Raw genomic sequence first — 25,430 nt, 5'->3', positions numbered from 1 at the left:
TGAAGACAGCTTCGCATATGTGAAGCTGTCTTCCGGCCATCCATTCTTGCGTTAATATAGTTGTAAATGAGGGGAATCATCATCAGGTTTAAGAAATTCAATCCGATTTCCATCTGGATCACTAACCCAACATTGATCATTTCCCCCTTTTCCCCGTTTTGGTTCCACATCTAATTGAATGCCTTGAGATGTTAAATGCTCCGCTATTCGATGGACATTATCAACACGGAAGCAGAGGTGATGGACGCCAATTTTTTGGTCTACAGAAGGCCCTTTATTCTTACCTCCGTAAAAGAGTTCAATAAATTGCTGGGGGCCAACCTGTACATATTCTATCCATGGTTCGCCGTTATCATCAGAAACCTGAAAAGCATGGGTTAAGCCAAGAGTATCACAGTAAAAAGAAAGGCTTTTATCCATATTTTCAACTGTTAGAGCAATGTGTGCCAGTCCTGTAATCATGCAGTATTCCTCCTATTCTTCTAATGATATATCTGTTTAGTAAGCTGAATATGACGATGTGAACTTCTGTATAAGGGAAACAGACAACTTTACTAAAGTTATACCAGATTAACATGTTTTATTGTAAAAAAACGCTTTGTTTTAATCAATAGGTTTCATTTTCAACATTAAATGATAAGAGTAATTCTTATTAAAGAGTGAATAGTTCTTGAACTTCCCTGTAAATTATTGTACAATCGTGTATGCTTGGAAAACAATAGCGTTTCCGAGAAAATGAATGACAAACTCAAATTTAAAGTTAATAGATTAAGTCACTAGGTGGAAATGATTCGGACAAAAGAGCCGAACATAAGCTGAAAAGGATCACGTGAGACGTGTGCCCTTTTCAGCTTTTTTAGTGTCGTCTATAATTTTTGACCGTACATAATTAAAGGGCATTTCATATACAAGCCCCATAAAGATTTCTTCATGACGGTTGGTGATCAACACATCTTTCTATTTCTATTCTTAACCATCGTAGCTACTGTGAAAGGAGAGCTTATGAGATATTTAATCGATCATGTTCGTAAATCTGTACATCGTACCACGTTTGCTAATGATAGCTGCCACTTCCACACCACACCGGCAGAAAAAAGGGAATTCTCTGAAGATCACACTTATATTAAAAAGCTGATTGAAGAGGAAGGATTTGAAGAATGTCCTTTTTGCAAGATTAACTCTGTTAAGCCGAATATTAAAGATATGTAATGGGCTTACTAGGATTGAAATCACAAATTGAGTATAATGAATATAAAACTTAAAAATGACTAAGGTTGTGTAGAAAATGGCGGTAAATGATTCTAAGGTATATGCGCAAATTTCCAGTTATATCGGACGTCTGATCAGGGAAAAGTTCGGGAAAGGACCGACATCTGTTTATGTGACAATTAAACATCCTTATATGACCATTTACCTGAAAGACTTTTTAGCTCCAATGGAGCGGGTGTTACTCGAGAAAGGGGAGAAGAAACGCGTCGAAGAAACGAGAGACGTTTTGATGGAAGAACTATTACCGGAAATTATGTGTAAGCTTGAAGAGATTGTGTCTATTAAGGTGAAAGATTTACATTATGATTGGAATCTCGAAAATCGTTCAGGTATTATTTTTGGATGTATTCCAGAAGGAACTTCTCACGAGCATAGAGCTGTCTCCCCTCTGCCAGCTGAGGTAGAAGGTCCTTTTTATAAAGAAATTAACGAAGCGAGTAAACGCGGTCAGAAAATGCCTGAAAGAACAGAAGTATTTGTACTAAATGACCGAACAATATTGACGAAACGTACTGGCATTCTCGTAAATGTGGAAAAGGAACTGATTAAAAATCAATTTACTGAAGAATTAAAACTCACGAAGCGTCCTATGGAAAAACGCCTTATTGATCAAGGCAAATTAGAAGACATTCTAGGAAAAGACATTGATGACACATTTGTTGATTGGAACTTTGACCAAGACATTGGCTATTTTGTCTTTATTACAACTTCTAAAAAAGAGACGTAATAACATACACCAAATGAGGAAATGTAAGTAAAACCATGCTCTCATATAGAGAGTTATGGTTTTTAGTATGGAATAATAGTGCTGTTGAGCTGTTTATGACCCATATTTTTAGGGAGGTTAAAAATTAATTTATTCAGGTAAAAGGACAAAGTTATTGTTTTACATGCTGATGGCTTAAAGTCCCCTTTATCTTGGAAGCGACATGTGCCCTATTAGAAAGAAGGGCTTTTAATTTTAACCGTCCGTAAAACGCCCGCTAAAGCCCTGATTCAGGCCACTACCAATCAGAGGGAGAAGTACGAATACTTCCATTGATTGAAGGTTCGTTTTATGGGGAAATACCCGATTATTCAGTTCAAATGATGAGGGTTTCCATATGAGAGGGATACCAAGAAAACAACCATGAACTGTGGAGGCTTTATGCTCATGTCACACTGCTAAATAAGAGATGTTTTGAATTTAGATTCTGCGGGTAGATACTCTTTGAAACCAACAGGAAAGGGTGATAGGTAGTATGAGTAAAGTAGCTTGTGTCCTGACAGATATGTTTGAGGATTCAGAGTATACCTCACCAGAGAAAGCGTTCAAAGACGCAGGTCATGAAGTGGTAGTGATAGGAACGGAAAAAAATCAAGAGGTAGAAGGAAAAAACGGTGAAGCTAAAGTGAAAGTAGATGTTGGTATAGCAGATGCTAAGCCAGAAGAATACGATGCTTTATTTATCCCTGGCGGTTTTTCTCCTGATCTTCTCAGAGCTGATGACCGTTTTGTCGAATTTTCAAAGCATTATATGTTGAAAAATAAACCTGTGTTCGCTATTTGTCATGGACCACAGTTGCTAATAACAGCTGACATTCTTTATGGAAGAAAGGTAACTGGTTTCAAATCCATTTTAGTAGATTTAAAGCATGCTGGAGCAAATGTTTTTGATGAAGAAGTAGTTGTTTGTGGCAACTTAGTGACGAGTCGAACACCAGACGATTTAGAAGCCTTTAATCGGGAATCGGTTAATCAGTTATCTTAAAAAGCGACTCTACGTCAAATGTAGGGGTAGGAGATTTTTCTTCTGCCCCTTTCCCTCATACTTTTTGAAGGATCCTTTCTTTTAATGAGTGAGGCCTTCGACAAATCAAGAGCAGAAGATTGATCGAGAAACTGATAAAGGAAATCGAGACTGATATACGTTGCCAACAGAAATAAAGATGGTGTGAGCCCTAACCTCTGCACGCCAATATATCGCTTAGAGACTTTAAACGAAAAGAAGATGTCTCAAAAAGTCATTGTATAGCGACTTTTGAGACATCTTCCATGTTTAATATAGGCTCTTCCTCTTAGTGATCTTTATAGAGTTAAGTCATTTTAAAGGGGCCTGTTAGTTAATATGCTCAGCTGTTTTCAAGACGTCCTTTTTATTAAGATCTGCCCCTGTAGCAATAAGCTCAAGCTGAAGTTTTCCTGTATTCCAAGATAATAGTTGTGTATTTTCAATGCTTGAGTAAGTTCCAATAAAGCGACCTATATCTAACAATTCATGTTGACCATCGTCAGGAAGATCTCGAGTGGTTTCGGATACAGAAAGAATCAGATAATCGTCATCGTTATTTCTAAATTCAATCATACTCTCCCGAAAGGCTTCAAAATACTTGGCTTCTTGAAAATGATAGCCTGATGGCACATAGGTTAGCTGAGGAATCTCGTAATCAGCTTTCTCCTCAAGTTCTTCAAGTGTTAGGGAGTCAGATAAATACTCTTCCATTGTTTGAATTTCAGCATTAGCTGGAGGGTCTAAACGAAATAAATCGTTATTAACATTTATATTATAATCAATAAGGTTAAATAATGTTTCCGACCGAAAACTGTCTTCTTCCCACATTATTTTTAAAGGAATATATGTTTCTTCATCTATCCAAATATCGTAACTTCCCGAATTGAGTGTCGAGCTGTTAGGCGTTAAAGATAAGTGAACTGTTGAACGGCCAGCTACAGTGACATTCCCTTCAACGACTACGTCACTTGAATCAAGCATTGCTGTGAGTATATCGTTTACTACATGTGATTCGTCAGGTATACCTATCATGATGTCTTCTTGGTCATCAAGTATGGTAATCATATTTTCTTCCTTGTCATATAGCCAAGATTCATCCTCATTAGAAACATACGTGTAACCGTCTCTCAGCTCTATTCGGTGCTTATCAGGTGCCACATTCCATTCCTTATAGATGACGGTCTCTTTTTCGCCATCGATATAATAAGAATGAGTAATTTCAGCATAATAGCTTTCAAGGTTATCATAAGCTTGAGTGGCATTTTCTATGATCTCCTCTGTATTCTGGAGTGAACATCCCACAACGGTTGATACGAGTGACAAGCCACTTACCAGAGGTAAAAGCCCTTTTAACATTAAATTGTTCCCCCTGTAAATCAGTAATGATTAAACGTAAAACGTGCCTTACATGCTAGACACAAAAAAAGCGCTCAAGAGCGGATTTGTACGAGCATAGGGTGCGATTTATCTATTTATGGTGTCACCCTTCTCCAATTCATTAAACTGTATTTTGTTTATATTTACTTTTTATTATACTAAATTAAGATATCAAACTCACTGCTTTTTAGTAAAACCAATAGAAAAGTTGTACCAATTGTGTTAAAAAGCGGGGATAGTGAGGTTTATTTGAATAATCAGTGGGGAAAATTGTAATTTTATCATTGGGGTGAGGGGGAGATAGACGAGGGGAAGCTTATATAGAGTTACTATGAAAAATAGCCTTCATTAAATATTGAAATAAAGGGGGGATGAACGTGTGGATTGGTAAAGATAGTGCTGTGGTACCTTTTACAATGTTTTCTGTTGAGCATTGGGTTATGGTGGGGCTATTGTTGATAGGCCTTTTAATTCTTTATTGTACTCGTCATAAACCGGTCACTGAAAAATTGAAACACTGGCAAAAATGGGGAGCACTCTCTCTTATTTTTTTTGAAGCAGGTTATCAGATGTGGCTCATCCAGACAGAACAATGGCATGTTAGTCATGCCTTACCTCTTGAATTAAGCAATATAAGTGTCATATTAGTGATTATACTATTGTGGACAGGAAACAGATGGCTTTTTGGTATTGTCTTTTTTGTTGGAATTGGTGGTGCTGTTCAAGCCATTGTCACCCCTGTATTAAGCTTTGGTTGGCCACATTTTCGATTTATACACTTTTTTTACACGCATATCCTCGTGATTTGGGTCGTATTTTACTTTCTATGGTTTAGAGGGTATGTGTTAACGTTTAAAAGTGTTGTGAAGGCAATGATCTTCTTGAATGTGCTTTTACCAGTGATTTATACGATCAACGTTGTTGTGGAGGGAAACTACTGGTTTGTGAGGCAAAAACCTGGAGGCGTGAGTTTGTTAGATTTTTTAGGCCCACACCCTTGGTATATTCTTGGAATGGAAATAACGGCTTTTTTGTTATTTACGCTTCTTTGGTTATTGTTTGGCAACAGGAAACGGACTTCCGGTTAAGTTCGGAGTCCGTTTCTTATTTGACTAATTATCTTTATGAGATTTTAACGAGCACGCGCCCTTTGATGCTACTTTCTAGGATATTTTTTAATGCTTCTTGTAACTGATCAAGTGAAATCTCGGTGGCTATATCGTTTAAATGAGCTGGTTTTAAATCTGTTGCTGTCCGTTCCCAGATAGTTCGTCTTATATCCATCGGGCAGTAAACGGAATCAATTCCGATAAGCTTCACACCACGCAAGATGAAAGGGATGACTGTAACTGGGAGTTCAGAGCCTGCCGTTAAACCACTGGCTGCTACAGCACCGCCGCGCTTAGTTGCACTTAATATAGAAGCAAGGGGCTTTCCGCCGGTGGGGTCGATAGCAGCTGCCCATCGTTCTTTTTGCAAAGGTTTTAATGTGTCAGGTGTTACGTCGTCGCGTCCGATAACCTCGTCTGCTCCTAAAGTCTTCAAATAATCATGCTCAGTGGCTTTACCAGTACTAGCCGTGACATAATAGCCCCGCTGTTTTAGCATATCAACTGCCATGCTTCCCACGCCACCAGTCGCCCCACTAACAAGCACAGGCTTATCTTCAGGTGTGAGTCCATCCATCTCAAGCTTGTGAATGGACAAGGCTGCAGTGAAACCAGCTGTGCCAATAGTCATCGCTTCCCGTGTCGTCAATCCGCTAGGTAGTGGGACCACCCAACCAGCTGGGACACGTGCATACTCACTATACCCGCCATCGTGACTAACGCCTAGCTCATAACTTGTCACGATAACGTGATCACCGATTTGATAATGATCACTAGTTGTAGCAACGATTTCTCCGGCTAAATCAATTCCTGGAATGACAGGATAGTCCTTAACGATTTTAGCATCTGCCTGTGTAGCCATGCCATCCTTAAAATTGACGCCTGAATAATGTACTTTAATTGTGACGTCACCTTGAGGTAAATCATCTAATGTTCGCGTAATGAGTTGTCCTGTTCCGTCACCATGGGTCTGAAAAGCTTTAAAGGATTGTACCAAGATAGTCTGCCTCCTTGAGGAATGTCCAACTTTCATTCTTATTGTGACAAAAAAGAAGGGGCAGTGTCGAGTAAAAGGCATCTGCTATATGAAAACGTCATGATTTTGACATATACGCTGTTATTCCTCCCGTGTTGTAGGGGGCGTATTATGCATGTAGGGTGGAGCAGGCTTCAATTTAGGTGCCTCACCGTATGCGGGAGCAGGAGATACATAATTAAACTCGCCCATGCTATCCATACTAGCACCCTTTGCCCACCGTCCTTTTTTACTTTCTTCCCCTGCCGAAAGGTTATAAAAATCATACGATACATATTGATTTTCCAACTCTCTAGGGAACGTACTAGGTACCACAATATTTTCTTGCGCTTCTATTTCAGCGATTGCAGCTTTCCACATGTTTTGATGCATTGTATCTCTTGCGATAAGAAAAGCGAGCATATCTTTTACTCCTGGATCAGTGGTAGCTTCATAAAGTCTGACTGCTTGGAGGCGCCCTTGAGATTCTGCGGTTAAATTTGCTCGAAAATCGGCAAGTAAATTGCCACTTGCGCCAATATAATCAGCAGTCCATCTATTCCCTGCACTATCAGCAGGTAATGCTCCTAAACCTGAGACGATAGCGTGTTGAGGATTCATACCACCTAATATGGCAGCTGTCACTGGATTTTCAGCTGCTTTCTCAAGATCTGCAAGAGGTGCTTTATCAAGAAGACGGGCGATCATCGTGGCGAGCATTTCCACATGAGCTAATTCCTCTGTTCCTACGTCCATCAATAAGTCACGGTATTTATCAGTCGTTCTACTGTTCCATCCTTGAAACAAATATTGTAGTGCCACAGATATTTCACCGAATTGTCCACCGAGTATTTCTTGAAGTTGATTGGCAAATATGGGATCGGGTTTTGATGGCTTCGCTTCGTATTGGAGCTCCTTCATATGAAAAAACATGAACTTTCCCCCTTAAATTCTTCTTCTGTTAGGTTATTAAGAGGGTGTCATTTTTAGACCACAAACCTTGAATTAGTAAAAAAACGCCTGAAAGCATTAGCTCTCAGACGTTCATTCTTTCGAGGCAGATATTAATTCATTTGAAGCTCTCTTGGCTTTTCATGAAGTGGTGGGACAACAAGCCAGCCTTTTTCTTTGTTTAATCTTAGTAACTTGCCTGCTTCTTGAGCTTTAGCAGTGTGGAATTGCCCATACATCATGGCAATATCTTCACGTGTACTTTGTCCCATCGCTTTACTATCCGCAATAAGCCCAGCCGCAAGATCAGAAGAAATAGCCATCGCTATTTCGGGGTCATTGTATTTTGCTCCAGCTGGAATATCTTCCAGGGACGCTTTTGGACGCTCCGGTGGACTTGGTGGTAAGGCGATACCATTTTCTTTTAACAAAGTTTCTAACTGCTTTTCTTCTTGACGTGCTAAACCAATAAGAGAATTAATGATAGTAAGCAGGTCTTCATCTCCACAATGATTTTCGTAAATTTGATATGTGGCAATGGTTGATTTCATACCAGCTAAATGTGTCCAAGCACTAAAAATTTCCCCATAATGCATGGGCTCGTTCTGTTGATTTCCACTTAATATCCCCATAATAAGCCTCCTCATTTTATTCATGTGGCGGATCTCCTTTTGACTAATATTGACCACCGTTTATAGGATGTGTTCATTAAAAGGATCTATCCATGCAAAAAATGGTCTCCACATGCGCCTTTTAATGAGAGAAAATCCGCACTTGAAGTAACACATAAAAGACAAGTCGCCATAAAGTATTATAAAAAAGGTAAGGGAGTTTTAGTATGGAAAAATCACAAGAAAAGCTTATTAATTTGATGGTTAGTAATGTGCTTTCTAAGCATAATGTAATCAAACAAGATGAACTACCGGAAGAGGAAAAAATAAAGCTGCAAGAGATGGTGGAGCAGTTGAAAGAAGATGTTGAGAATTTTGTGGAAACGCATAAAAAGACGGTCACAGAGCAAGATGCACAAAGACCGTCTGATGACACGTTAAAACCAACGCCACGTGAGTCTGCACCAGCTTCCTCTAACAAGATGAATGTCAAGGTGGCACCGAACGATGCGAATGCGAAAAAAATATTCTTGCCAAAGCGAAATAAGTAAGACAAATAAGGCGTGGATCACAGATAACTGTCCGTAAAGCTCCTTGCTCAAAATAAAATGGAGAGCGACATCCGAATAGGCACGAGCTATTGGTCGGTAATGTCCTTATTAAATCAACTAACGATCAGTGGGGGATGAAGGAAAACCCCCACTGATTGAAGCTTAGCTTTATGAAGATCTTGAGAAAGGGCCAAGAAGTGGAAGGGGAAAGTAAAGTGGTTCCCTTTCTTTTTAAAGGAAATGCCAAAAAAGAGGATAAATTTTTGATAGGGCTTTTTAAAAAATTGAGTCGCTTGTATCAGACTGTTTGTCCACACACACTACCTACCGACACATACACTGAAGTAAAACAGAAGGGAGGTTTTATAATGAATCAGGAAGTGCATTATTCAGGCACAGAAAAAAAGAGAAAATGGTCAGCACTAGATCCGGACTGTTGCCATCCGACAGATCGACCTGACACAAACTTACAAAATGCAGAGCAAGTAAATAAAACGTTACAATCTTCTGAAGAGTATATTTTCATTAAAGACTCATGTGATATTACGGTGTCAACAACGGATACGAAAGCTGCAGTTTCCTTGCAGGCAGCTTTGCAAGCGGCTATCGCATTGGTCATTAATATTTCAATTGCTGATAGCAGCAAGGCGGAGAGGATCACACAGGATTTACTCCAAACGGCTAAAACAAAGCAAATAACATTCCAAAAAACGGTCGTAGAAAATTCAAGAAATGTAGATGTGAAAACCACAGATACTCAAATAGCGATCAATTTGCAGGTGCTCTTACAAATTTTGCTTGCTTTGATTGTCAACCTCAATATTTTGTAAAGTGGAGCCACCAGCGTGGAGTAACTAAACGAGTTACTTCACGCTTTTCTGTTAAATAACTCCAAGGTTTAACTAAAGGAATGAATACGATAATATTAATCCTTTGTTCTAGAGGAATGCGTCAAAGGTTTAATTGAGCAATAAATTCATTTATCGCTTTTTGGTCATGTGTTCGAAAAGCATCGAGTAACGCAGGGGACGTAAGGTGTTTTAATAATTGTTTTTTCTGTTCAGATGTAAGGTCGGAAGCGAGAATGTGTTGACGTAATTCACCTGCTTTAATTAAGTAATCACCATACTCATGTCCATATTGATGTTCAAGTTCGTTAGCGATTTTTTTAGTAAGAAACGGACTTGTTCCAGACGTTGATACGGCAAGCTGAAGAGGGCCGCGTTTGACCACCTTTGGAAAGAAAAAATTACTTAATGCTTGGTTGCTAGCAATGTTTACTAAAGGCACACTTTTGACTGCTTCTTCATAAATAGCTTCATTTAATTGTGAGTTATTTGTAGCGGCGATAACGAGAAAGGCACCAGTTGTATCACCAGCCTTGAAGGTGCGTTCATAAAACGTAAAGTCATTCTTTCTAGAGGAGAGAGAAGGCGACAGTTCTGGACTTATAACGGTTACGTCACCTTTTGCTTCTATTAGTCTTCTCACATGTCGAGATGCAACAGTTCCTCCACCAATCACAATACAGCGTCTACCGGTTAAACAAATCATACTTGGAATTGCGTCATTCATACTGTTTCACCTTAAGTTGTAACCATTCATTAATAAGCGGATGAGGAAGGTATGTTTTCCCATCATATGAATAATGAATGTCAGCCTCACGAAGTTTTTCCGGAATTTTAGTCGATGTATAGAATCCTTCACTTAAAAATAATGGGACGACTACCAGATGGGAATCTGTATTCTCACTTAATTTTTTGGCGGATTGTGTGACCGTGTCTGGAAGAATCGTTCCGTAGCTGGCATGGGTGAATCCGAACGTTTCTTTGAGTTGGCTACACATGCGTTCTAGGGTAACTTGCCAAATAGGCTGAAAATCTTGTTGGTCACTACCGTGGCCGACAAGGAATAAGCTTTCCTTAGATGCATCTTTAGATAAGGAAGAGAGTCTATCTGCTAGCAACTCCATGATAAGCGGATGGTCATCCATAGGATCTCCCCAAAGGATCGTTGCTTTAGGTTTAATCAGTTCTAAATGAGTGTCCACTTTTGGTTCCTTAATTAAACCGAGAGCATACTTGATTTCTTCAAGATGGGTGCTGCCAGAACAAACGAAGTAAGGGATGACATAAATTTCTTCAACACCTGCTGCCTCAAGTTGTTTAACCCCCTCCGGAATGCTTTTTCCTTCAACGAGTTCGAGGTAGCCTATTTCGATTGGCAGGGAGGTGTCTACCTTTGCTACACTTTCCTCAATTAATCTCACCCATTTGTTATTGCGAGAGCCATGGGCGATCACAAGAATACCTTTTTGATTAGTCATGTATATCACCTGTCAGTCATTTGGCTATTGGAAAATGGGCACAGGCCTCATTTTCAAACCAAGCCAGTTTTTCCCTTAACTTTACCACGTCTCCAACGACAATAATAGCGGGAGAACGAAAGTTGACTTCAGAAACTTTAGCAACAATGTCTTCAAGAGTCCCAGTTAAGGTTTCTTGTGATGTTGTCGTCCCCCAGCGAATGAGGCCCACTGGTGTGTGTTTTGGTCGCCCATAACGGATGAGCTGCTCCTGAATAAGAGCGATATTTCCTACACCCATGTAAAAAACGAGCGTATCCACAGATGTTGCGAGCTTCTCCCATTTAATTTCAGGCCCTCCTTCATCTGTTCGCTTGTGTCCCGTAATAAAGGCACAGGAAGAACTAAAATCCCGATGGGTTAGAGGGATGCCGGCATAGAGTGGCGCTGATATGCCGGATGTAATGCCAGGTATAATCTCATAACGCACATCGTGATTGACACAATACTCTGCTTCTTCTCCCACACGTCCAAAAATACTCGGGTCTCCTCCCTTTAATCTGACGACCACCCTCCCTTTTAGCGCATGCTGGACAAGAATCTCATTTATTTTTTCCTGTGGTATAATGTGCTGATTGGGGAGTTTTCCGCAATAAATCAATTCTACGAGCGGTTTTGTATCATTGAGAAGGTCTTTATTGACGAGACGATCATAGACGATGACATCTGCTTTTTGAAGTATTTTAACAGCTTTAACAGTGATTAATTCAGGGTCGCCAGGACCCGCTCCAATAAAATAGACAGTACCTTTACATGTTGCCACAGTATGCCTCCTTATAATGAAAGGTTGTTTGAGATGGCATCCAAGGGGCACTAGCTTTTTTTAATAGCCCCTTTTTTCCATCCATAAAGCGCCTACTTTTTAACGACTTTCATAAATGATTGCCATTTCTGTAATTGATCGCGCCCACTTCCATCCTCTAATTGTGACATCGTGAGATCAATGCCCTCCGCGAGTGAACGGACTTTTCCAAATAAGTAGTAACGAGCGGCAGTGTTGAAAATCACTTGGTTGCGATAATATGTGAGATTATCTGACGTTTCACCAGCAACTATCGCTTCAATAAGCTCCGCTTGTTCCTGAAGTGTCAGTACTTCCTTATCGGGGTCTTTCCGACATGAGAGATGATAGTCAGCAGGGTCTAAGTCTCGTGATATGACAGTGTCTTCCGTGATTTCATAGATGAAGCTTTTTCTGTGAATCGGTAAGTCTTCGGATCCTTCAGCACCTTGTACAATAAATGCTTTTTGAAAATTCAGTCGTCTTAAGTTATCAACGTTTGTATCAAGCACCGTTTTGTGAAAGATACCAAGCATGACTGAAGGAGCATTAGACAGATTGAGCAATTTTTCGGCCATGTTGATAAAGGATCTTACACCGATTTCTTCTCTAATGTGACGAACGTTAGCTAGTGGCTGACATAATTGCTCAGTATGAGCAAAGCCGATACAATGCTTATCGATTGATTGACCTATAGAGTCAGCATCGAGGTCAGGTGTCACACCGAGTTCATCTAAAATACTTTTTAAAGAGGATCCATATTTTGGTGGTAATGTGTCACTGCTGTGTAGAAATACAGGGATTCTCTCGGCTGCCATAAGCAACGCAGATGGGATGGTGGCAGCGAATGTTTTTCGTCCGTCATATGGACCGGAGAAATCAATGAGCTGCTGGCGTTTATCTGGTGATATAGGTATGAGTGAGGCCGCCTGGCGAAATTGGGTAACAAACGCTGCTAATTCGTCAGGTGACTCGTTTTTCAAGCGCTGAGCAATCAGGAAAGCCGCAACTTGAATATCTGTTGCTTCTCCGTCAATAATACTTTGTGCTGCTTGAGAGGCTTCATCAAACGTTAAGTCTCGTGCTCTTTTCTTTCCTTTAGCTACTTCCTTGATCCACTGTTTCATAAATAAGCCCTCCAGAGTCTTGAGAGTCTATCTCTCCCGTTATTGGTTTCATGCCGGCATAAGTTAATTTAAACGCTGGCATATGGCATACAGGGTCCAAAAACGGTGCCACAAGACGGTTGATGGCTTGCGATCCGCCCCAGTGGAAAGGGGCAAATAGTGTGTCTTTGCGAATCTTATCTGTTAAGCAGGCCCTCATAACCACCGAGCCTTGGGTTGAATAGAGATGGATGAGTTCATCGTGCTGAATATGATAGCGTGCAGCTGTTTCTGGATGCATTTCAACTAACGGCTCAGGTGATTTTTTAAACAGATCTGGGCTTCGCCGTGTTTGGACCCCAGTTAAATAGTGTGCCATGACCCGGCCTGTTGTCAATAGAAGCGGGTACTCTGGAGGAGCCTCACAGCTGTGTAACATGACTAATGGTGAGAATATCGCTTTTCCATCACTGTGGGCAAATCGAGTCTCAAATAATCGTGGTGTGCCACTGTGTTCTTGATGGGGACAAGGCCAAGCCAGTGCTTCATGCGAAAGGCGCTCATACGATATACCGAAATAATCAGCCTTGCTTCCTCTGGATGCTAAACGTAATTCATCAAATATTTGTTTGGGCGACGTAAATTCAAAGCCATTTTCCTTATTTAATGCCTTAGCGAGTAGACAAAGGATCTCCCAATCATGTTTGACATCTTTCGGAGGTGGTCGTTCCCCTTTTCTAAGAGTGACTTTGCCTTCAAGATTTGTCATCGTTCCTTCATCCTCAAGGTAAGAGGACGAAGGGAGGATGAGGTCAGCTAATTCTGCTGTTTCAGAGATAAACATATCCACAACGACTAAAAATTTTAGTTTTTGGATGGCTTTTTTGACTAAAATTGCGTTTGGATTAGACACGATAGGGTTAGATCCCATAATAAATAGGGCAGTGATATCTTCGTCCATCATTTTTTCAATCATTTCATAGGCTGAAACGCCCTTTCGAGGAAGGTTCTTTTCATCAATATCCCATATGGAAGAGATTATTTTTCTGTCGAGATCGTTTTCTATTGAGCGATAGCCTGGTAATTGGTCCGCTTTTTGACCATGTTCTCTTCCACCTTGGCCATTCCCTTGGCCTGTAATAGAACCGAAGCCGCTGGCATGTCGTCCAATCTTACCAGTGGCTAGAACAAGGTTAATAAATTGCTTTACTGTGTCACTCCCATTAGCATGTTGTTCAACCCCACGTGCTGTGAAAATAAATCCTTCCTTAGCGGCCCCATATTGTCTACCTGCTTCTATAATGTCTTTAGTAGGAACGCCTGTTATGGACGAAACATCGTCTAATGTGAAAGAATCAAGGTGAGTATCTAAATGTTCAAACCCTGTTGTCCTTGAATTTATAAATGCATGATCTATATAGCCTTCTTGTTTAATCGCTTTTAATAATCCAGTGGCTAAGACACTATCTGTTCCTGGTTTTACCTTTAAATGAAGGTCTGCTAATTTAGTGGTAGCTGTTTCACGTGGGTCGATAACAATGATATAGGCGCCATTTTTCTTTGCTTGCCGAAAATAGGGCACGATGGTTGGCTGACAATCTGCAATGTTAGTCCCAGCCAGAATAATCACATTGGTGTGAGGGATGTCATTTAAACTATTAGTCAATCCGCGGTCAAGCCCGAATGCTGCATTTGAAGCAGCAGCTGCTGCACTCATACAGAAGCGGCCATTATAATCAATATGCTTGGTTTTTAAAGCTACTCGGGCAAATTTTCCGAGTAAGTATGCTTCTTCATTCGTTAAAGATCCACCACCGTAAACACCGATAGCATCGTTGCCGTCATGTGTTTGAATAGAATGAAAGCGCTCCGCAATGTATTCAATAGCTAACTCCCAAGAGATAGGCACGAATTCACCGTCTATTTTTAAAAGTGGAGAGGTAATGCGTTCTTTATGATAAACGTGCTGATGGGCGTTAGCCCCCTTTATACACATTCGTCCGCCAGAAGTGGTATCTTCCTTATTCGGTTTCGCTTTATATTGTTTTGTTGTCATGAACGCTTCTTCAATCAGTGTCATTGAGCATTGGACACTGCAATAAGGACACTGTGTGGGCAAAAGCGTTTCCTGGCTTTTTTCTAATTGCTTTGAACGGAAGTGTTTTAGGAAATCATCCATAGATGTCACACCTTTTAAAGGAAAGTCATTTATTCACTCATAGGGAAGGCTGAAACGCCTGTATCGTTTAGTGAGGCTTTAGGAAGAGGCATATCTCTTCCCTTAATACCGGTAAGACGGCGAATCACCTTGTGATGATGAGGCTCTCACAATTCAATATAGACCTCACCATCAATGACTTTTACAGGGTAAGCGCGAACACACCCATCATCAGGCTTTTGAACGTCTCCGGTCGTTAAATCAATTTTCCAGTCGTGTAATGGACAAAAAACATATTCACCACTTATCATACCTTCAGCCAGTGGCCCTTGTTTATGAGGGCATTTATTTTCTACGGCTTTTACCTGTCCGTTTTGTAATCGGAAAACGGCGAGGTCATGATCACCAACAACGATGTTTTTTCCAACTTGAACGGGTAGCTCCTCAAGGCTACTCAGTTTTGTAAGCTGAGAATCAATGGTTTGTTTCATCGTTTTCACTCCCTTTGATTATTTGTTACTGATAGGTACCGCCTTATTTTCAAAAAGATCACGTTGCTCTTTGCTATTTTGAATAATCTCATGCCATGGATCTTTTAAGTCGTCTAGAGCGATTTCCATACGTTTAATGAGTTCGCGTCTTTCTTCCTTGTTATCTAAAATGACAGACTTAACGTGTTCCAAACCGACTCGGTCAAGCCAATGGGACGTTCTTTCAAGATAACGTGCTGTTTCACGATAGTACTGCAAGTAAGCAGAAATTGTGTTGAGTACCTCAGTATCAGTTGAAACTGTGCATAAAAGCTCCGCTGCTTTTAAAGTGGCGCCGCCATTACCACCGACATAAATTTCCCACGCTCCTTCAACTCCGATAATACCTACATCTTTAATGCTAGATTCAGCACAATTTCGTGGGCAAGCAGAGACGCCCATTTTTACTTTGTGAGGTGTATTAAGTCTTTCGAATTTTTTCTCGATGGCGATACCAAGCCCGATTGAATCTTGCGTACCAAATCGACAGAAATTTTCGCCGACACAGGTTTTAACGGTTCTTACAGCTTTACCGTAGGCGTAACCAGAAGGCATATCTAAATCCTTCCATACATTCGGTACATCTTCTTTCTTAATGCCTAACATGTCAATCCGTTGTCCACCGGTTATTTTAAGAAGTGGCACGTCATATTTGTCAGCTACGTCTGCAATTTTCCTTAAATCTTTGGCATTCGTCACACCCCCATACATTCTTGGGACGACAGAATACGTGCCGTTCTTTTGAATATTGGCATGCATGCGTTCATTAACAAACCTAGATTCTCTTTCGTCTTCATAATCTGTCGGGTGGACCATACCGAGATAATAATTAACCGCAGGTCGGCATTTCGAGCAACCTTCTTCTGTTTTCCAGCCGAGCACGTTCATTACCTCTCTTGTATGAGTAAGACCTTTCTCACGAATGTTTGCCACAACTTCTTCGTGAGTTAAGTCCGTACAACTACAAACCGTTTCCTTTTCATCAGCTGTCTCGAATGCCTCGCCTAGTGTATGGGCAAGTAATTCACCGACCAGCCCTTTACACGTTCCACAGGATCTAGATGCACTCGTACAATCTTTAATTTGGGCGACAGTCGTTAAGTTATCATTTTTAATGGCTGTGACGATGTCCCCCTTTGAAACGCCATTGCAGCCACATATTGTGTCCGTATCCGCCATTTGTGCTACCGTGCTTTCTCCTCCGGAAGCTTCTTTCGTTTGGAAAATAGAGATATTTTTCATATCAGACGTATCGGTCTCTTGATTAATCATCCCAAGTAATTTGGTAGATTCACTCGTGTCACCGAAGAGGACAGCACCGACAATTTTATCTTGTCGTATAATTACTTTTTTGTAGATGCCTTCAAATTCGTCTTGAATTCGAATAGCCCGAGCAGCTGGATCATCTCCGAACTCACCAGCAGAGAAGACATCCACACCGCTTACTTTCAATTTAGTTGATAGAATAGATCCTTGGTAACCTTGACCGGCGTCCTTTTGACAGATTTTTTTAGCGAGTGCTTTCCCTTGTTCGTAGAGAGGAGCGACTAAACCATATACCATTTCCCTATGTTCAGCACATTCCCCAACAGCATAAACGTTTGGTGCGCTCGTTTGCATATAATCATCGACCACCACACCGCGATTCGTTTGAATACCTGAAGCTTCTGCCACAGCGATATTAGGTTTAATGCCAACTGCCATGACGACGAGATCTGCCTTGACAGTGCGGCCATCTTTGAAGGAGACTTTTTTGACGCGATCTGACCCAAGAATGGCTTCTGTATGGTGATTCATTAAAAAGTTCATGCCTTGACTTTCCAACTCTTTCTTAAGCATAGCCGAGGCAGAAGCATCTAATTGTCTTTCCATTAAGTGATCCATAATGTGTACAACATCAACGTCCATGCCTAAATTCAATAGCCCACGTGCTGCTTCAAGTCCGAGCAGACCGCCACCGATGACGACCGCTTTTTTATATTTTTGAGACGCATCAATCATGGCTTGGCAATCTTTAATATCTCTAAAAGCAATGACGCCTTCTTTATCACTTCCTGGAAGAGGAAGCATAAACGGATTTGACCCTGTGGCGAGAATAAGGTCATCATAGGCAACGTCTCTACCCTGGTCAGTGTGCACCGTTTTAGCGAGAGTGTCGATTTGCTCAACAGATTCCCCAGTGAAAAGCTGAATGTTGTGTTTTTCATACCAGTCATAGCTGTTAATCACGATGTCTTCAATGGAGGTATCCCCTTGTAAGACTGAAGAAAGCATAATGCGATTATAGTTTGGGTAAGGTTCTTTACCGAAAACCGTTATCTCAAATCGGTCAGGGTCTTCCTTAAGAATTTCTTCAAGACACCTGACCCCAGCCATTCCGTTGCCGACGAGAACTAACTTTCTTTTAGACATGATATTCCTCCTAAGTTAAAGTATCGTTAATGATAGTCGTGCCTTTGGGGACGTCTTTCCGCTATTTATCTGATGCTACACGTTTCAAAGGGATTTCTGGTTCAGTGTGAATGGCGTTTGCTATATCAACGGATGATTCATAATAGTCCTCTGCAAAAGCATTATCTGGTTCTTCAAGCCATAGATAACACATGAAAAAGCTGACTAACGCGCCACCTGCTAAAACGAAGAAAAATGTTTGAGGGGATACGAACGTATACAGCGTTAAATATAACGTTGAACCCACATTCCCATAAGCGCCAGCCATGCCAGCTACTTGACCTGTGAGACGTTTTTTAACCATAGGAATGATGGCGAATGTAGCGCCTTCTGCCCCTTGAACAAAGATGGAAGTGAAAATGGTGACAGCAATGGCTAACGCAAGGGGCCAGCTTGAATCGATGAACCCCATCGAGATCAGTCCGATCGTGATCCCAACCATATAAATAAGCATGGTGTTCTTTCTGTTTCCCATTCGATCAGACAGGACGCCGCCAAGTGGTCGGGCAAATAAATTAATAAATGCAAAAGACGACGCGATAATACCAGCTGCAGCAGGGGACAGTGAAAACGTTAATTGAAAAAACATAGGGAGCATTGAAACGATTGCTAACTCTGCCCCAAAGTTGGCAAAGTACGTACTATTTAATGCTGCGACATTTTTGAACGCATATTTGTCGTCCTCGGGAACGCCACGCCGTAATATAGGAATATTGACGTGTAAAATCTTATAAATTTGATAAATCATTGTTAGCCCAATAACAGTGTAAGTGGCATAAAGTACTGTTGTTGAGATAAAGCCCATGCCTGCTAAGCGCCAGGCTAAGACCGCTAAGGCTCCGCCTAGTGGGAGTGTCCAAATGATAAGGAGCACAAGATCTTTCCATGAGCTGACCTCTAGGGCACCGGATTTTTTAGGTTTAATAAACACTTTCCCTTCTGGTGTATCTCTAACAAGAAGATAATAGATGATGCCATAAATGAAGCAAATGGCACCTGTTAATGCGATGGCATATCGCCATCCCTCATCACCACCGAACATCGTCAACGCCAACCAAGGTAAAATCATGGCACCTACGGCTGAACCGAAATTTCCCCATCCACCGTAAATACCTTCAGCAAATCCCACATCTTTAGGTGGAAACCATTCAGATACCATGCGGATCCCTACGACAAAGCTCGCGCCAATACTGCTTAACAGTAAACGAGATATCATGAGTTGTGTCCATGAATCCCCAAAGGCAAATAAAAAGGTAGGTATCGACATGAGGATTAAAAGTCCTGAATAGACGAGACGGGGACCAAAACGATCAAGTAGCATGCCGATGACAATGCGAGCTGGAATCGTTAAAGCCACGTTAATGATGGCTAAAGCTCCTAGATGTTCTCGGGTGAGCCAGTTGCTTGATTCCATCATTGTCGTAGCCAAAGGTGCCATATTAAACCACGTGAAAAAGGAAACAAAAAAAGCGATCCATGTTAAGTGCAACATTTTCATCTGGTCGTTCTTAAATTTGAAAACATCTAACAACTTCACCGAAGCATCTCTCCTTTAATTAAATGTTATCGCCCGTTGTAGCGGCGTTATTAATCGTCAATTCTGTATATTCTGATAATTGTTCCTGGACGTTTTGAGGCTAGCCATGCCTCCTGGAAGTATGATAAGTATTATGACATAGTTGTTAGAGGTTTAAGGAGAAAGTGTGAAATAATTTAACACTGAAATTCAGTGTAGATATTTTTACAATTAGGAATAAACAAAGGGGGAGGAGGGGGTATGAAGAACGCTTCACAATGATTAAAGAGTTGTGTAGGGAATGTGAACATACTTTAAAATAAGTGGAAATGACAGGTTTCATGTGACTAATTAAGTATAAATGGTAACGATTACAAAAAATGAGGTCTATACCCCTTTCCCCATAATTACTCACTTAAAAAACCTTGTTGACAGTTTAAGTCGTTAGCCATAATATGAATGTGTGAATAAAAAAAAGAAATATTCATATATGTAGCCAAAAGAGGAGGGTGTTATGGCGCCACGTGGATTTACTGATGATGAAGAAAAACGCATTCGTTATGATTTGATGCAAGCAGGGCGAGAGAAGTTTGGAACAATGGGGTTAAGGAAGACAAGTATTAAGGATTTAACAGAGATAGCTGGCATTGCACAAGGTTCTTTTTATAAGTTTTATGAATCAAAAGAGCTTTTATATTTTAGACTTCTTGAACAGGATGAGGCATCCATTAATCAGACGATTTATTATATGGGAGCTTTAGAAAAGATGGATGCAGAGGGGTTCAGTAAGTTGTTACAGAAAGCGTTGCGAATGATTGAAGAACGACCATTGCTTCGCCGTGTAATGGTAAGTGATGAGTATCAAGCACTTGTGAGGAAGCTCCCGGCAGATGTGGTTGAAAGACATGAAGAGAAAGATATTCTTAGCTTTAATCAGTTGTTTCATTTATGGAAGGACCAAGGTGTCCTGGACGGAAATTTAGATTCAACTATAATAAGCGGGGCTATAAGAGCGCTTCTACTTGCTTCAACACATAAAAGAGAAATTGGTTATGACGTATTTGATGCCAGCATTGATTTTCTCATCCAATCGTTAGCTTATCGTATTTTTAAAGGTTCCAAAGGATAGATAAGAATATGGGTCTTATCTTCTATAAACTTACGATTTGACTGAATGACGTTTAGCCAACCAATCTGATATGATAAAACGAAAAGATTATTAATGACTCATTAATAAGTTGGAGGAACGATGATGGATTTTTATGAACGATTAAGTAAATACTACGATGATATTTTTCAAACAAAAGAGAAAGCGATCACATTTATTGAAGACGTTATCTCATCAAAAGGTGGCAAGCTACTAGACTTAGCAGCAGGCACTGGGGCAGAAGCCGTGGCTTTAGCAAAGAAAGGATATGAAGTTACAGCTGTAGACTTAAGTCCGTTAATGGTTGAGAAAATGCAAGAAAAAGCAACCCTACATAATGTTACATTAAAAGCTTTTGAATCAGATATGTGCCAGCTTGATCACACCTTATTGTCAAATCAAGATGGTATTTATTGTATAGGCAATTCATTTGTTCATCTCCCTCACACTGAGGCGATGAGGAAATGCCTAAATTCTGTGTACCACTTATTGAAAAGAGGCGGCTCGTTCATCGTGCAAATCGTGAATTATGATCGGATATTTAAACATCAGATTACGAAACTACCTGTTATTAAAAATGAGGCTAAAGGTCTTTTGTTTGAAAGGTTTTATACATTTAATAAAGAAGATATCTCTTTTCAGATGAAGTTAACAGTGGGAAATGCCGATGATGAAGCAGCTATTTATGAACAAGAAACGAGGTTAATGCCACTCCTGAAAGATGAGTTTATGTCGATTATTCGTCAATCACTCTTTCAACAGGCTGAATTTTATGGGACGTTTGATGGTGAGGGGTTGACGCATGACTCACCAGCGCTTATTGCTGTCATGAGAAAGAATTAACTTAACATTGGTTTGCTATACTATCACATATAAATTTTTATCACTGGAAAGCATGAACATGTCGATTGAGGTGCTGTGATCGTATTGCTAGATTTGTTAAGTAAGCTAGCTGTAGCAAAGGAGATAGTTCGTTAACCTTCCGTAAATCTACCGTTGATTGAAGGAGCGTTTTCTTCCTTTTTAAAAGAGACATAGAATTGTTAGAACCCTTCCCCCTTTTTAAGAGCAAGTTCATTTACAATATAATTAGTTTCATAATGACAAAAAGGATGAGGGGCATGTCATGACGATCAAGCGGATAGATGATCTCAATCTTATTACGAGAATTACAATCCTTGTGTGCGGTGTGATCATCGTTTCGTTATTAATAACTGGTTTTTTAATTAGCCAGTTCATCGAACAAAGGACGATCAGTGGCATTGAAGAACGGGCTAGAAACGTGTCACAAATGGTAGCTTTATCAGAATTAACGGTGTCACAATTAGAGGCTGGTAATCCTAACGGTGAGATTCAGCCCTTTGCAGAGCGCATAAGAGATATTACGGGGGTGGCGTTTGTTGTTGTCTTAGATATGGACAGTGTTCGGCAGTCACACCCTGTTGAAGAGATGATCGGTCAAACGTTTGTAGGAGGGGACGAGGGCCCGGTTTTTGAAGGGGTTGAACATATTTCCACCGCTGAAGGAACGATGGGCTACTCGTTACGGTCGTTTACCCCTGTTATAAATGATCAGGGAGAGCAGATAGGGGCGGTAGTCGTCGGTATTTTGCTCGATGATGTGAAAAAAGAAGTGTGGGGCAGTCACTTTATTATTTTGTTCGGCATGGTTATAGGTATCATTGCAGGGATAATAGGTGCCTATCTAATGGGTCGAAAAGTTAAAAAAATTATGTTTGGCCTTGAACCGGCCCATATTGCCAAAATATTCGAAGAACGTAACGCCATTTTGCAAAGTACGAAAGAAGGCATCATTGCTATTGATAAAAACGAGACAATCTCATTAGTTAATTATGAAGCCATTCGACTTTTCAAAAAAGCAGGCTATGCGGATGACCCAGTTGGCCAACTTATTCAGAACTATTTACCAGATACTCGCCTTCATGAAGTAGTAAGATCAGGAAAAAGGGAGCTGGACCAAGAGTTTGAACTAAACGGCCTGATTCTCGTTGTCAATCGAGTTCCTATTATAGTAGAAGGTGACATGGTGGGAGCGGTCGCTACCTTCCGTGATAAAACAGAAGTGAAGAAGATGGCAGAGGAGCTAACTGGTGTACGAACATACGCAGAGGCTCTACGTGCTCAAACCCATGAATTTATGAATAAGCTTCATGTGATTCTTGGGATGGTGTCATTGGGAAGGTATGAAGAGCTGCGTCAGTTCGTTAAAGAAACAACAAGACAGAGTCAATCAGAAGTAGGAAACGTGTCTACAATGATTAAAGATCCTGTATTAGCAGGGATTATTTTCGGGAAAATGAGTTACGCGAGAGAAAACGGCATCAAGCTGGAATTAGCTGATACGAGTCACTTACCAGTTTCAAACAAGGTTGATACAACACATCAACTCGTCAGCATCCTCGGGAACTTATTAGATAATGCCATTCACGCCACAAATACTAAGAAAAAACCGATAGAACTAGAGATCTATTATGAAGACGGTGTACTCGAAATGATCGTCACTGATTATGGCACAGGGATGACAAAGGAGCAGCTCATCAGGGCAACAGAAAAGGGATTCTCGACAAAAGGTAAGCAACGAGGCATGGGTTTGTATTTAGTAGAGCGAACAGTGAAAGAGCTCGATGGTAAATTGAAGCTGCATTCTGAATGGGGAAATGGCACATCAGTCTATGTGAAAGTACCTTATCAACCACGGGGTGAGACAGAATGATTAAAGTCATCATTGTAGAAGACGATCCAATGGTAGCGGAGTTTAATAAGCGTTACTTAGAGAAGATTGACGGGTATCAGCTCATCAATAGTTTTAAGACGGTAGAAGACGCTCTTCCATTTATCGATGCCCATGACATTGATCTCATTTTACTCGATATTTATATGCCTGGTAAAAACGGTTGGGAGCTTCTTTCCAAAATTAGAATGGCTAATAAGAACGTTGATGTGATGGTTATTTCTGCAGCTCGGGATAAAGAAAGCATCAAAAAGGGGCTTAGGCTCGGAGCGGTTGATTACTTGATAAAGCCGTTTGAATTTGAACGATTTCAAAAAGCGTTAGCCTCTTATCGAGAAGAGAATAGCTTCATGAATCAGCAACATGATTTTCATCAAAAAGATTTGGATGACAATCTCTTTCGAAAGGATCACCATGGAAGTGGAGAAACGATAGAATTACCTAAAGGACTGACAAAGCCAACTTTAAAAAAAGTCATAAAGACCATTGAAGCTTCCGAAAGGGCATCGTTTACGACAGATATGCTGGCAGAAGAAACAGGGATTTCCCGAGTGTCAGTGAGAAAATATTTAGCTTATTTACTTGAATTAGGCATGGTTGAAGAAACGATGAATTATCACACAGTTGGAAGGCCTTCTGTTATTTATCATGTTACCTCGCTAGATTTTGCTATTTGTGAAAAATGAGAGTAGTGCCTGTAGAATTAGGCGGGCGGGAGAAAATACTTTTTTATGTGGACAGCCGCTGTTTGTATACTGCGGTTGTTCTTTTTTGTAAAATTTCAGAGAGACAATGAGGCTAGTGAACATGGCCTTTTAATGTCCAACGTTCGTGTGTCCTGAGAGATAAAGACAATGGTCATTTTTTAAAGAGGATGATTATTTTATACAAATCATTTGCGTTGTGAGTTTTCATATTAATATTTATCATAGATAAGCGTCCGTAAACGTCCATGTCAAAATAGTGAGGAGAGGTTACTCTATATAGGTGGGAGCTAACGGACGCTAATGTCCTGATTCACTAAACGGGTCAATCAGTGGGAAGAACGAAAACTCCCCCTGATTGATGGTTTGTTTTATAGTGTGAAAGGGGGAATATAACGTCCGTCTATATCACTAAACTGATATTCTTTGGCTAAGTCTCCTACTTTAAACACCTTCCCGCTTTTCTCCATAACATTGGGATCACTAGCTAAAGCTAATATTCCACGCCCGACATAATGAGGCGTTTCACTTCCCGTTAATTCTTCTGCCTCTTGCCAATGCTTCTCATCTAATTCATGGTATTTCAACACAAGTTCTGTTCTCATAAATCCTGGTGAAATGGCGAGAACAGCAATATTGTCCGTTTTTAACTCGATTGAAAGGCCATGAGCCATACGAATGAGTGAATGCTTGGCTAAATCGTAATAAAAATGACCGATGTACTTGTCGTCATCCCAGAAGGTCGTGTGAATAATAAGTGCTTGGTTATTTTCACGAAGGAGTGGCATTGCAAAGTAGTTCGTAGCTAACTGGGCGCGAACACCTGCAGTAAACATCGTGTCCCAATTCTGTAATGATAAGTCCCAAAAAGGTTTGGCATCAATACTTAGGTCATGTGCTCCCCATACATTATTAACTAACACATCCAATTGTCCCTCTTCTGTACGAATTTTATTAATAACGGCTTCCGTTTCTGAATCGTGAGTATGGTCACATTGGATTGCTATCCCTTTTCCACCGTGAGCTTCAATTTGTGAGACAGTATCGTCGATTGTACCAGGCCACTGATTAGTAGAAGCTCCTTTTACACTGCGACCTGTGATATACACCGTCGCACCAGCTTTCCCTAGCTCTATAGCTATACCTCTACCAGCTCCTCTGCTCCCTCCTGTTACGAGAGCAACTTTCCCTTTTAGTGACTTCATAGATCCCATTCCTTTCGTTATATGATAGCTTTATTATAAAAGCTTATACTTGACAACAAG

24 protein-coding genes are annotated in these 25,430 nt (G+C 40.6%); 10 read left to right on the top strand and 14 right to left on the bottom strand.

Features of this window, described 5'->3' with window-relative positions:
• Positions 1 to 51: 51 nt before the first annotated feature.
• Entirely contained in the window at positions 52 to 462 is a 411-nt protein-coding gene (locus BK581_RS10765; RefSeq protein ID WP_078578175.1) for a VOC family protein, read from the bottom strand.
• Positions 463 to 1,002: 540 nt separating this feature from the next.
• Here BK581_RS10765 and BK581_RS10760 point away from each other — a divergent pair.
• From BK581_RS10760 to BK581_RS10750, 3 genes are all read left to right on the top strand, one after another.
• Positions 1,003 to 1,209, top strand: coding sequence for a hypothetical protein (locus BK581_RS10760; RefSeq protein ID WP_078578174.1), 207 nt, complete (start codon positions 1,003 to 1,005; stop codon positions 1,207 to 1,209).
• 76 nt (positions 1,210 to 1,285) lie between these two features.
• Positions 1,286 to 1,996 carry a Na-translocating system protein MpsC family protein gene (locus tag BK581_RS10755; protein ID WP_078578173.1) on the top strand — a complete coding sequence of 237 codons (711 nt, stop codon included), beginning with the start codon at positions 1,286 to 1,288 and terminating at the stop codon, positions 1,994 to 1,996.
• A gap of 514 nt (positions 1,997 to 2,510) precedes the next feature.
• A complete protein-coding gene (locus BK581_RS10750) occupies positions 2,511 to 3,020 on the top strand; it encodes a type 1 glutamine amidotransferase domain-containing protein (protein WP_078578172.1) in 510 nt (169 codons plus the stop codon).
• Between the two features lie 348 nt (positions 3,021 to 3,368).
• Here the strand turns inward: BK581_RS10750 and BK581_RS10745 are convergent, their stop codons facing one another.
• The gene (locus BK581_RS10745; RefSeq protein ID WP_078578171.1) at positions 3,369 to 4,397 is read right to left on the bottom strand and encodes an outer membrane lipoprotein-sorting protein; all 1,029 of its coding nucleotides are present in this window, start codon (positions 4,395 to 4,397) and stop codon (positions 3,369 to 3,371) included.
• Between the two features lie 398 nt (positions 4,398 to 4,795).
• Here BK581_RS10745 and BK581_RS10740 point away from each other — a divergent pair, with 398 nt between their 5' ends.
• A complete protein-coding gene (locus tag BK581_RS10740; RefSeq protein ID WP_245829000.1) occupies positions 4,796 to 5,506 on the top strand; it encodes a YwaF family protein in 711 nt (236 codons plus the stop codon).
• A 34-nt stretch (positions 5,507 to 5,540) separates the two neighbouring features.
• On the opposite strand, the gene BK581_RS10735 is transcribed toward BK581_RS10740, so the two are convergent.
• The 3 genes from BK581_RS10735 to BK581_RS10725 form a co-directional block, all read right to left on the bottom strand.
• Positions 5,541 to 6,524, bottom strand: a complete 984-nt coding sequence (locus BK581_RS10735; RefSeq protein WP_245828998.1) for an acrylyl-CoA reductase family protein — start codon at positions 6,522 to 6,524, stop codon at positions 5,541 to 5,543.
• A 120-nt stretch (positions 6,525 to 6,644) separates the two neighbouring features.
• On the bottom strand, positions 6,645 to 7,475 hold the full coding sequence (locus tag BK581_RS10730; RefSeq protein WP_078578168.1) for a manganese catalase: 831 nt from the start codon (positions 7,473 to 7,475) through the stop codon (positions 6,645 to 6,647).
• A gap of 131 nt (positions 7,476 to 7,606) precedes the next feature.
• Positions 7,607 to 8,125 carry a DUF3231 family protein gene (locus tag BK581_RS10725; RefSeq protein ID WP_078578167.1) on the bottom strand — a complete coding sequence of 173 codons (519 nt, stop codon included), beginning with the start codon at positions 8,123 to 8,125 and terminating at the stop codon, positions 7,607 to 7,609.
• Positions 8,126 to 8,331: 206 nt separating this feature from the next.
• Here BK581_RS10725 and BK581_RS10720 point away from each other — a divergent pair, with 206 nt between their 5' ends.
• Positions 8,332 to 8,655, top strand: a complete 324-nt coding sequence (locus tag BK581_RS10720; protein WP_078578166.1) for a hypothetical protein — start codon at positions 8,332 to 8,334, stop codon at positions 8,653 to 8,655.
• A gap of 368 nt (positions 8,656 to 9,023) precedes the next feature.
• Positions 9,024 to 9,485 carry a spore coat protein gene (locus tag BK581_RS10715; protein WP_078579916.1) on the top strand — a complete coding sequence of 154 codons (462 nt, stop codon included), beginning with the start codon at positions 9,024 to 9,026 and terminating at the stop codon, positions 9,483 to 9,485.
• A 121-nt stretch (positions 9,486 to 9,606) separates the two neighbouring features.
• Here BK581_RS10715 and BK581_RS10710 read toward each other — a convergent pair whose 3' ends face one another.
• The 8 genes from BK581_RS10710 to BK581_RS10675 form a co-directional block, all read right to left on the bottom strand.
• Positions 9,607 to 10,230 carry a precorrin-2 dehydrogenase/sirohydrochlorin ferrochelatase family protein gene (locus BK581_RS10710; protein ID WP_078578165.1) on the bottom strand — a complete coding sequence of 208 codons (624 nt, stop codon included), beginning with the start codon at positions 10,228 to 10,230 and terminating at the stop codon, positions 9,607 to 9,609.
• Positions 10,223 to 10,981, bottom strand: a complete 759-nt coding sequence (locus BK581_RS10705; RefSeq protein ID WP_078578164.1) for a sirohydrochlorin chelatase — start codon at positions 10,979 to 10,981, stop codon at positions 10,223 to 10,225. Before BK581_RS10705 ends, BK581_RS10710 begins: the two co-directional genes overlap by 8 nt.
• Before the next feature lie 16 nt (positions 10,982 to 10,997).
• On the bottom strand, positions 10,998 to 11,783 hold the full coding sequence (gene cobA / locus BK581_RS10700) for a uroporphyrinogen-III C-methyltransferase (protein ID WP_078578163.1): 786 nt from the start codon (positions 11,781 to 11,783) through the stop codon (positions 10,998 to 11,000).
• A 92-nt stretch (positions 11,784 to 11,875) separates the two neighbouring features.
• Positions 11,876 to 12,928 carry an anthranilate phosphoribosyltransferase gene (locus BK581_RS10695; protein WP_078578162.1) on the bottom strand — a complete coding sequence of 351 codons (1,053 nt, stop codon included), beginning with the start codon at positions 12,926 to 12,928 and terminating at the stop codon, positions 11,876 to 11,878.
• Positions 12,900 to 15,086, bottom strand: a complete 2,187-nt coding sequence (gene nasC, locus BK581_RS10690; RefSeq protein ID WP_078578161.1) for an assimilatory nitrate reductase catalytic subunit NasC — start codon at positions 15,084 to 15,086, stop codon at positions 12,900 to 12,902. Before nasC ends, BK581_RS10695 begins: the two co-directional genes overlap by 29 nt.
• 146 nt (positions 15,087 to 15,232) lie before the next feature.
• A complete protein-coding gene (gene nirD, locus BK581_RS10685) occupies positions 15,233 to 15,556 on the bottom strand; it encodes a nitrite reductase small subunit NirD (RefSeq protein WP_078578160.1) in 324 nt (107 codons plus the stop codon).
• An 18-nt stretch (positions 15,557 to 15,574) separates the two neighbouring features.
• The gene (gene nirB, locus BK581_RS10680) at positions 15,575 to 18,007 is read right to left on the bottom strand and encodes a nitrite reductase large subunit NirB (protein ID WP_078578159.1); all 2,433 of its coding nucleotides are present in this window, start codon (positions 18,005 to 18,007) and stop codon (positions 15,575 to 15,577) included.
• Positions 18,008 to 18,068: 61 nt separating this feature from the next.
• Positions 18,069 to 19,583, bottom strand: a complete 1,515-nt coding sequence (locus BK581_RS10675) for a NarK family nitrate/nitrite MFS transporter (RefSeq protein ID WP_078578158.1) — start codon at positions 19,581 to 19,583, stop codon at positions 18,069 to 18,071.
• Positions 19,584 to 20,076: 493 nt separating this feature from the next.
• Here BK581_RS10675 and BK581_RS10670 point away from each other — a divergent pair, with 493 nt between their 5' ends.
• The 4 genes from BK581_RS10670 to BK581_RS10655 all read left to right on the top strand — a co-directional run bounded on the left by BK581_RS10670 (position 20,077) and on the right by BK581_RS10655 (position 24,147).
• Positions 20,077 to 20,691 carry a TetR/AcrR family transcriptional regulator gene (locus tag BK581_RS10670; RefSeq protein ID WP_078578157.1) on the top strand — a complete coding sequence of 205 codons (615 nt, stop codon included), beginning with the start codon at positions 20,077 to 20,079 and terminating at the stop codon, positions 20,689 to 20,691.
• A 120-nt stretch (positions 20,692 to 20,811) separates the two neighbouring features.
• Positions 20,812 to 21,552, top strand: coding sequence for a class I SAM-dependent methyltransferase (locus BK581_RS10665; protein WP_078578156.1), 741 nt, complete (start codon positions 20,812 to 20,814; stop codon positions 21,550 to 21,552).
• Positions 21,553 to 21,835: 283 nt separating this feature from the next.
• Positions 21,836 to 23,443: a DcuS/MalK family sensor histidine kinase gene (gene dcuS / locus BK581_RS10660; protein ID WP_078578155.1), complete on the top strand. Its 1,608-nt coding sequence runs from the start codon at positions 21,836 to 21,838 to the stop codon at positions 23,441 to 23,443.
• A complete protein-coding gene (locus tag BK581_RS10655) occupies positions 23,440 to 24,147 on the top strand; it encodes a response regulator (protein ID WP_078578154.1) in 708 nt (235 codons plus the stop codon). Before dcuS ends, BK581_RS10655 begins: the two co-directional genes overlap by 4 nt.
• Before the next feature lie 389 nt (positions 24,148 to 24,536).
• Here BK581_RS10655 and BK581_RS10650 read toward each other — a convergent pair whose 3' ends face one another.
• Positions 24,537 to 25,370 (bottom strand): SDR family NAD(P)-dependent oxidoreductase, encoded by an 834-nt coding sequence (locus BK581_RS10650; protein WP_078578153.1) that lies wholly within the window; start codon positions 25,368 to 25,370, stop codon positions 24,537 to 24,539.
• Between the last annotated feature and the right edge of the window lie 60 nt (positions 25,371 to 25,430).

The sequence above is a fragment of the Salipaludibacillus agaradhaerens genome, assembly GCF_002019735.1.
GTDB classification, from domain to species: domain Bacteria; phylum Bacillota; class Bacilli; order Bacillales; family Salisediminibacteriaceae; genus Salipaludibacillus; species Salipaludibacillus agaradhaerens.
The sequence above is the reverse complement of the archived record's forward strand: the minus strand, read 5'-3'. Positions and strand labels throughout refer to the sequence as shown.